The organism is Paenibacillus sp. OT2-17, assembly GCF_009827695.1.
GTDB lineage: Bacteria > Bacillota > Bacilli > Paenibacillales > Paenibacillaceae > Paenibacillus > Paenibacillus polymyxa_B.
Map to the genome: position 1 here is coordinate 1 of NZ_WUDQ01000125.1, position 8,739 is coordinate 8,739.

Below are 8,739 nucleotides of genomic sequence, written 5' to 3' on the forward strand. Positions count from 1 at the left end.
CTACCTCACAAATCACTGGAAGCAAGTTAACGCAGTTGCCAATTAGCGGGGACACACCCATATGAGATTGCCCTGCGGTTGGAATACCTACCATTATTTGATTTTGGCCTGTCAGTCTGTGCAAGAAAAGCTGAAAAGCAGACAATAAAGTCACAAATAAGCTGTTGCCAAGCCGAATACTGACTGATTTCAGTTGCTTCACCAGAGGCGCATCCACCACAATGGTGTGCCGTGCTCCGCGCGAAGAAGGAGAACTGATGTTGCGTTGGATAGACGGCAAGTCAAGGGCGGGCAATGGCTTCGCAAGTACATCTGACCAAAAAGCAAGGGCAGCCGCTCCACCTGCCTCTAACTGGTTTTGCTGCCATGCTGCGAAATCTCGGAACGGAACAGGATCGGGAAGCGTGCAGTGTTCCCCCCGTACACAAGCGGAATAAAATCGTTCCAATTCATGGAAAAACACACCTATGGACCAGCCATCTGCAATCAGATGATGAAATGTAAATGCAGCGATGTGCTTCTCATTCGACGTTTTTAAAAGCTGGATACGGAATAAAGGTTCCCCCGCACTTATTGGGAATACGGTCTCCCTGTCCTTATCCATCCAAGCACGGATATCATGTTTCTGTTCCTCTACAGAAAGACTGCTGATATCATGTAGCGGAATGCTGACAGCCATTGCCGGGGCGATGATCTGCGTTTCTCCGTCCTCCCCCATAAAGGTGCGTAAGGCTTCGTGGCGTTTAACGATGCGATGGACAGCCTCATTAAATTCCTTAACATGTAGCGGACCCCGGAAACGCAGTAAAACAGTCTCATGAAGCGACTGCGATTCCTTTGAATCCGAGACTGAGGCGAACCATAATTGCTTCTGATCCGGAGTCAGCTTAATCGTCGATTCCTTAAGGTTTGCAGTTGCAGTTTCAGGAAAAAAAGCCTTATTTAGATCGTTTGCATGAGGGTGCAGATCCGGCAGAAACCCTCCTTTGCGCAGCTCATCAACGCTCTCTTTAATTGCCTGTACAATCCGCTCTATATCTTCCGAATTATGAGCCGTTGACAAAAAACAGTTCCGGCCTTCCCATATATAAATTCCTTTATCCAGCATGTGATAGAAGAATAGTTCCAAGTCACCTTTAAGGACGAAGCGGAACAAGGAACCGAAGTAAACGACCTTTATAGGTATCTGTTCCTCCGTAAAATAGCGATTCAGTTCTGCTGCGAGCGCCTTCGTACGACTATTCAGCTCGTTATGCAATTGCCCCCTGTCCTTCTCCAACTGCTCTAGTACGGCTAGGGAAGCTGCCATAGCTAGGGGGTGATGGCAAAAAGTTCCCGCTACAAACGTCCGCTGTTGCTCATGCGGTGGATAAGAGTCATCTCCGAAGTTCCACATTCCTCCATCAATTCCATCCATGAACGATGCTTTCCCTGCCACGATACCGATGGGAAGACCGCCGCCAATGATTTTACCGTAAGTTACAAGGTCGGCTTCAATGCCGTACCACGCCTGCGCACCCCCCGGCTGAATACGGAAGCCCGTAATTACCTCATCAAAGATGAACGCGGCCCCGGATTGCTCCGTAATCTGGCGTACTTCCTTCAGAAAAGCTGCGGGCTGGAAATCAGGGCGACGACTCTGCACTGGCTCTATGAGAACAGCAGCCAGTTCATGGGCATGGGAGCGGATATATTGGAGTGACTCGTCCGTTCCATAGCTGAGCACAACGACATCGTCCACCATGTGCTGTAGTACACCAGGTGCGAGAGGAGTGGAATGTTGTTCCCTGCCATCCGTTGTTCCGCCCAATGCCAATACTCCGTCAAAGGTACCGTGATAGGAACCAGAAAAAATCACCACTTTTTCCCGCCCGGTGGCAGCCCATGCTAACCGAAGGGCAACCATAATCGCCTCTGTCCCCGAGTTATATAGCGCAATTCGTTCCATGCCTGTCATTTGGCAAATTTTTTTGGCAATCTGCCCGGCCATATTGGACATCGGTCCAAGGCACATTCCGTTATGTATTTCCTTTTCTATCGATTCACGAATAAAGGATGGGTTGTGACCAAACAAATTGACCCCAAACCCCATCGTCAAATCAATATATTCATTACCATCCAGATCCCAAATTTTAGAACCCTCTGCACGCTGGGATATAATCTGATACACCATTTCCTTGTGAGCAAGCCTAAATCCGGCCACATTCCGGTTATTGGCGTATACAGACCTGTATTGCTGAGTATACTCTTTGGTCTTTCGTGTGCGCATCGTGTAATGTTCAATCAACTTTTGCAGATGCTTTTCCTGCCTAAGTGAAAGTGAATTATGGGCTTGTACATTTATTTTTTGATAGGGAACAAATGCTTTCGATTTTTTTCTGTCTGGCAAAACAGCTGACACGGAAGCCTGTACGGGGGAAACAGAAGTAACTGTGGCAGCTACCTCCTTCATCGCGGATGTCTGAGGTTCGACAGCAGTTTGTAGTGAAAGCGATTCAGGCATTGCCACTGGTGCAAGCCGAGATTGACACAGTATTTCCATCTGCTGCGACATGAGTTGAAGTTGCATTTCTAAAATTCGTTCTCTCCCCGCAAATACATCCTTATTTGATAGCTTGCTTTCTTGTGGTGCGGGACCTTCTATAGGGATAGTAGATTTTTGACTCCAGCCCGACAAAACGGAAGGTACCGAAGAAGTGATACTAGACGACACAGCCAGCTGATGCTCCTCCGAATTCTGGAACAATTCTTCAGAGGTCGAGGCTATCCTATCAGCAATATAGTTTGTCAGCAACTCCAGCGTAGTCAGTGATTCAAAAAACTCGTTCATCGGGATATCCAAGCCAAACGTACTTTTAATGCTGTGTCTAACCTGAGACAGAAGAATAGAGTCTAAACCAAGTTCTAAAAAATGTTTTTGCGACTCTAATTCGTCTGGACTGAGTTGGGATACACTTTCGATTATTTTTGACAGTTTATTAGTAATCGTAGATTTTTGGGGATTGGAAGCAGATTCCGTCGAAAAATACTCATTCACCATCTTTTCAGACTCCTTTACTATGGGGTATTCAAGGAATTAATTTTATCCTTTCCAACTGTGACGCTAGCCTAAAAGCACGATATAACCTAGCTAGGGATACAAGATAAAGTTCTCATAGGAAGGTAAATATGAACGGTCCACTGTATAAGGAACCATCCTTATACTAATAAAATATAATTATCCATCTGGTAAAACGAGGATCTAATTTGTTTTATTAAACCATTAATGGCTAAATTCTTTTATTCAACTTATTATGCAGGATATAGTTTTTTTCCAGTATTGATTCTTAAAAACTCAAGTCCTTTCTTTTACTCGATGACATGCGTCCTCATAAAGTTTAAAAGTTATGATACTCAAAGCTTAAATTAAAGACTCAATTTAAAAGTAAATGTTAGAATTCATCATCTAATTTATGACAATTTAATTCGATGAAGCTATACGCATTGTAAGAATTCACGATGACGAATAAAGTTATGTCTGCGCTAGTAAGCTTGAATACGGTTGCTCTGCCCTTTACGAGCAATTACAACCACTTGCAAAATATGACCTTTGTTGACACCTGTCGATTCAACGCAGCCTCACGGCTCAATTGAGATTTTCTTCATCTCCGACAGACTTTCTCATAACTGATACCCACACTACTAAAAATGCCAAGTCCTAAAAATAGAACCTGACATTTTATCAAATTTGGAGCGTAAAGACGCCGAAGGGCACTTTCTCAATTTTTCGGTAAAATCAATACTGGATTGGACAGTTCACTTAACGTCTCACATTAATATACGTTCGCGTATCAAGATGGAAGTCACTTCGTTTCTTGACATTAAGTGAACCAGGACTGCCTTTGATCCGGGGTTAGTGGGATGACCATTTTATCCACGTCCACTGTCGATACTTCTAAAAGGTCGGCTATAGACACACTTTGCTTACCTGGACCTGGGCCTTCCCCGTTCGGGGTCAGATCAGGCAAGAATCCCCCTTTACGCAGCTCATCTACACTGTCCTTGACAGCTTGTATGATCCGCGCAATATCTTCCTCTGTATGAGCGGTCGACAAGAAGCAGTTCCGCCCTTCCCAGATGTAAATACCCTTTTCCAGCATGTGATAGAAGAAAAGCTCCAGATCACCCTTGAGAACGAAGCGAAATAGTGAACCAAAGTGAACAATCTTCATGGGTATCTGCTCGTTGGTAAAGTAACTATTTAACTCTGCTGCCAACGTCGAAGTACGGCTGTTCAACTGATTTTGCAGCTGTTCGCCGTGGTTTTCCAAATAATCCAACACTGCTAGGGATGCCGCCATCGCCAGCGGATGATGACAGAACGTACCGGCTACAAAGGTTCGCCGATGCTCATTCTGAGGATAGGAATTATCTCCGAAGCTCCAGGTGCCTCCGTCAATCCCATCCATAAAGGCGGCTTTCCCTGCTACGATGCCGATTGGCATCCCGCCGCCAATAACTTTACCGTAGGTCACAAGGTCAGCTTGTACCCCAAACCACGCTTGAGCGCCTCCCGGTTGAATTCGGAAGCCTGTAATCACTTCATCAAAAATAAAAGCTGTACCGGATTGCTCCGTGATTTGGCGAACCTCCTGCAAAAAGACCTTCGGCTGAAAATCGGGACGACGGCTTTGCACTGGTTCCACAAGCACAGCAGCCAGCCCATGCCCATATGTGCGTATATAATCCAGCGATTCGTCCGTTCCATAGTTAAGTACAACGATATCGTCCACCATGTGCTGCAAAATGCCAGGCGCAAGAGGTGTGGAATGCTCCTTATTGTTGCCAGCGCTACCCAACGCAAGCACCCCATCATACGTACCGTGATAGGAGCCGGCAAAAATGGCTACTTTGGCTCGCCCGGTGGCAGCACGCGCCAAACGGAGGGCAACCATAACCGCCTCGGTGCCGGAATTGTACAAAGCGATCCGTTCTACACCGGTCAGCTTGCAAATCTTCTCGGCGACTTGTCCTGCCATGTTGGACATAGGTCCGATACACATGCCGTTCTTTAGCTCTGCCTCAATTTTTTCACGAATAAAGGCTGGATTGTGTCCAAACAGATTAACACCAAAGCCCATGGTCAAATCTACATATTCATTCCCATCCAAATCCCAAATTTTGGACCCATCTGCACGTTGAGATACAATTTGATAGACCATTTCCTTCAAAATAGGCCGGAAGCCAGCTACATTACGGTTATTCGCGTAGACAGACCGATACTGCTGAGTGTACTGCTTGGTGCTTCGCGTCCGAGCAGTATAGCGCTCAATCAGCTCTTGCAGATGTTGTTCTTGTCGTTGTGAAAGCAATTCATGGGCTTTGACCTCCAGCTTTTTATAAGGCGTAAAGGGTTTTGCTTCATGGCCTGCCTTTTTCGGAACAGCTAGTACCGGTGGAACTGTCGCTAATGCAGTTGCGACCTCCTGTTTGGTTTCAAAGCTCTCTGCGCTTCCTCTATTTGCTGACGACAAATCCCTTTCTGGTTGAAATGATTGGGAAACGGATGTCGGAGGAGTTGGTTGAGTTCGGAGCACATCAAGCTGCTGTGACATCACGTGCAGCTGCTGCTGCAAAATCTGCTCGATACCAGCAGAAGTCGCTATAACTGATGTGCTTTGAAATGGGTCTTGCCCGGACGTGACTATTCCATGAGGCGATGTACCAATTGCGCTGGAATCCTGCCCTGTCCAGGTTGATACTGTAGTAGCATCTACTCGATTAAGGGGTATTTTCGGTTGGATTTCCACAGCACCAACTGCTGCCTCGTCAGAAACGGAAATACTTACCTGATCTGCGACGTAGCTAGTCAACAGTTCGAGCGTGGTCAGCGATTCAAAAAATTCATTCATCGGGACATCTAGGTCGAATGTATCCTTGATGCTGTGGCGGACCTGGGACAAATTAATGGAGTCCAGCCCTAGTTCTAGAAAATGTGTTTGCGGTTCCAGTTCCTCAAGACTAAGCTGTGACACATTACCGATCATTTTCGCTAGCTTTTGTTGAATGGAAGATTTATGCTGCTCAGTAAACGACGCTGAAGTCGAATACTCATTCCCCATATTTTCAGACTCCCTTACTATTGGTTTTTTATAAACGGGCGCAGTCTGCTCTGCTCGAACCTGTTCTGGAACATGAACCCAGCACCTTTTCCTTTCAAACGGATACGTAGGCAGAGAAACCCTTTTGTACGGGTGACCTGCGTATATCGTGTCCCAGTCTATCTGTGCCCCCTGTACGTACTTCACTGCTACTTGCTCCAGTGCTTGCAAAGTGTCCGAGCCTCCGACGGCTGTTTCTGTACCACCACTGCTATCTACTTTTCCAATGTATACACCTTCAATGGCCTTGCCCTGCTCATAAAGCTGAAGTAATTTCACTTTCAGAGCCTCCGCTCCTTCGGCTATCACAGCCACTCGGTATGTTAAGTGGCTTCTGCCCGTGTTAGCCGTATAGCAGACATCCTCCATCGGCAATTCTTCCTCACGTTCAAAGCGATCCACGTACCGTGCAATCAACTCACTTAAAGCTCCTTCAGTTCGCGCCGACAGTGTCAGCAGCAATGGCGATGATCCATTTTTTCGGTCGGTGGTTTCTTGGTCCGCACTCTTTTTCGCTATATATTCTTCCAGCACCACGTGACAGTTTGTTCCGCTGAAGCCAAAGGAACTCACCCCGCATCTTCTCGGGAATCCGTCTGTCTTCCATTCCCTCAGTCTAGTGTTGGCATACACCGGAGATTCTTCAAAATGGATGTTCCGGTTGGGTGTGCGAAAATGAACGAGCGGTGCAATCTGCTGATGTTTCATTGACAGCACGCATTTGATCAATCCCGCAATCCCAGCAGCTTCGTATAAATGCCCAATATTCGTTTTGACCGTGCTTATCGCCACAAACTGCTTGCGCTGTGTAAATCTGCGGAAAGCCTGGGTAATGCCCTTAATCTCAACGGGATCGCCCAGCTTGGTGCCGGTACCGTGAGCTTCAATATAACTCACTGTCTCAGGATCAATCCGTGCATCACGCCACGCCTGCGAAATGACTTCTGATTGAGCCAGCGCATTAGGCGCAGAAATTCCAATCGTACTGCCGTCCTGATTAATTGCACTTCCTTTAATCACACCCAGAATGTGATCTCCGTCTTTTTCCGCTTGGCGGAGCGGCTTTAAGAGAACGGCTCCAACGCCTTCGCCCCAGCCTGTGCCGTCCGACTGATCGTCGAATGCTCGTGCCCGGTCATCGGAGGATTCCATGCCAATGCCAGCTTTCAACGGCAGCAAAATGGTCTTCACTCCACCGGCCAAAGCCATCTCACAGTCTCCATTCAAAATCGACTTACACGCCAGATGTACCGCTACGAGTGACGAGGAGCATGCCGTATCAATGGTCAGTGCTGGGCCTTTTAAATCAAGCAAATACGCAATCCGACTGGAGATAACGGACGGAAGATTGCCTATGCCAAAGTTTGGAAGCGCTCCTGGCTCCACTTCGGACAACAATCGTTCATATTCAAAGCTGGTTTTGGAGAATCCAACATACACCCCCACCTTTTTCCCCGACAGCTGTTTTCCTCCATAGCCTGCATCCTCAATCGTGCTCCAAGCAGTTTGCAGAAATAAACGTTGATTCGGGTCCATCAGAGAAGCTTCACGTGGAGTCAGCTTGAAGAAGGTGTAGTCAAATTTATCCACTTCGTCCAGATAGCCACCTTCGGCGATTTGCATGTTTCGGCCTTCCATATTCATACGGGAAATAAAAGCTTCGGCATCCTTTTTTCTTTCATTGCTATATGGACTGATATGATCTGTACCGGAAGCTACATTCGCCCAAAACTGCTCCAGTGTATCCGCATGAGGAAACTTACCGGACATGCCAATGATAGCAATATCCAGGTCCTCTATCTCCTCTTTGGATTCCAATTGCGGTGCTGTGTTCACCTTATGACCTAAGCCCTGACTGGATATATATCCAGCTAGCTTGGCGATAGTCGGATAAGAGAAAAAGTCCGTTACCTCAATATGAATCCCGAGTTGTTCCTCTAATTGGTCCACGATCTGAACGAGTTGTAAGGATGTTACGCCGATATCAAAGTAGCTATCTTCCTTCCCAATTGACTGTACATTTAAAATAGCTTGGCAAATCCCAATCAGTTTTTGCTCGATCTCACCTTGAGGTACAGGGGCATCGTTCGCTTCCTGTATATTTCGAGCGGCCTCGGTTAGGGATGCCAAAACTACATCAAATTCTCCCTGCTCGTAGCTCTGAGCCAGCTTGTAGCGCTGAACCTTTCCACTAGTAGTTTTGGGAATACGGCGAATTGGAACTACATCTTGAATATGCCAGCCTCCCCGATAATTCAAATGGCTTTTCAGCCTTTGGACTGTTGGCAAAAATAACTCTATTTTTTTCGTGTGCATCACAAAAACAACAATACGATCCTGTCTAGTTTGTGCATCATGTACACCGCAGACAGCTACTTTCCCCAGATCCACCCCGTCCAGTTCCTCTGCAATCCTTTCGATATCATGCGGATAAATGTTCTGGCCGTTCACGAAAATAATATCCTTGGCTCTGCCTGTAATCACCAGTCGTCCGTTTCTCATAAAACCCAAATCTCCGGTAATGAGCCAGCCATCCTCTGTCTTGACCTTTGTGGTAGCCTCAGGATTGTTATAGTACCCGGCAGTCACATTTTTGCCG

General features: G+C 46.7%; 1 protein-coding gene and 1 pseudogene. Both read right to left on the reverse strand.

The features are described from left to right. A partial coding sequence (locus GRP75_RS14575; RefSeq protein ID WP_160789649.1) for an aminotransferase class III-fold pyridoxal phosphate-dependent enzyme occupies positions 1 to 3,040 on the reverse strand: 3,040 nt, incomplete at its 3' end. A gap of 826 nt (positions 3,041 to 3,866) precedes the next feature. Beyond that, a pseudogene (locus GRP75_RS14580) lies at positions 3,867 to 8,739 on the reverse strand (aminotransferase class III-fold pyridoxal phosphate-dependent enzyme); the annotation flags it as partial.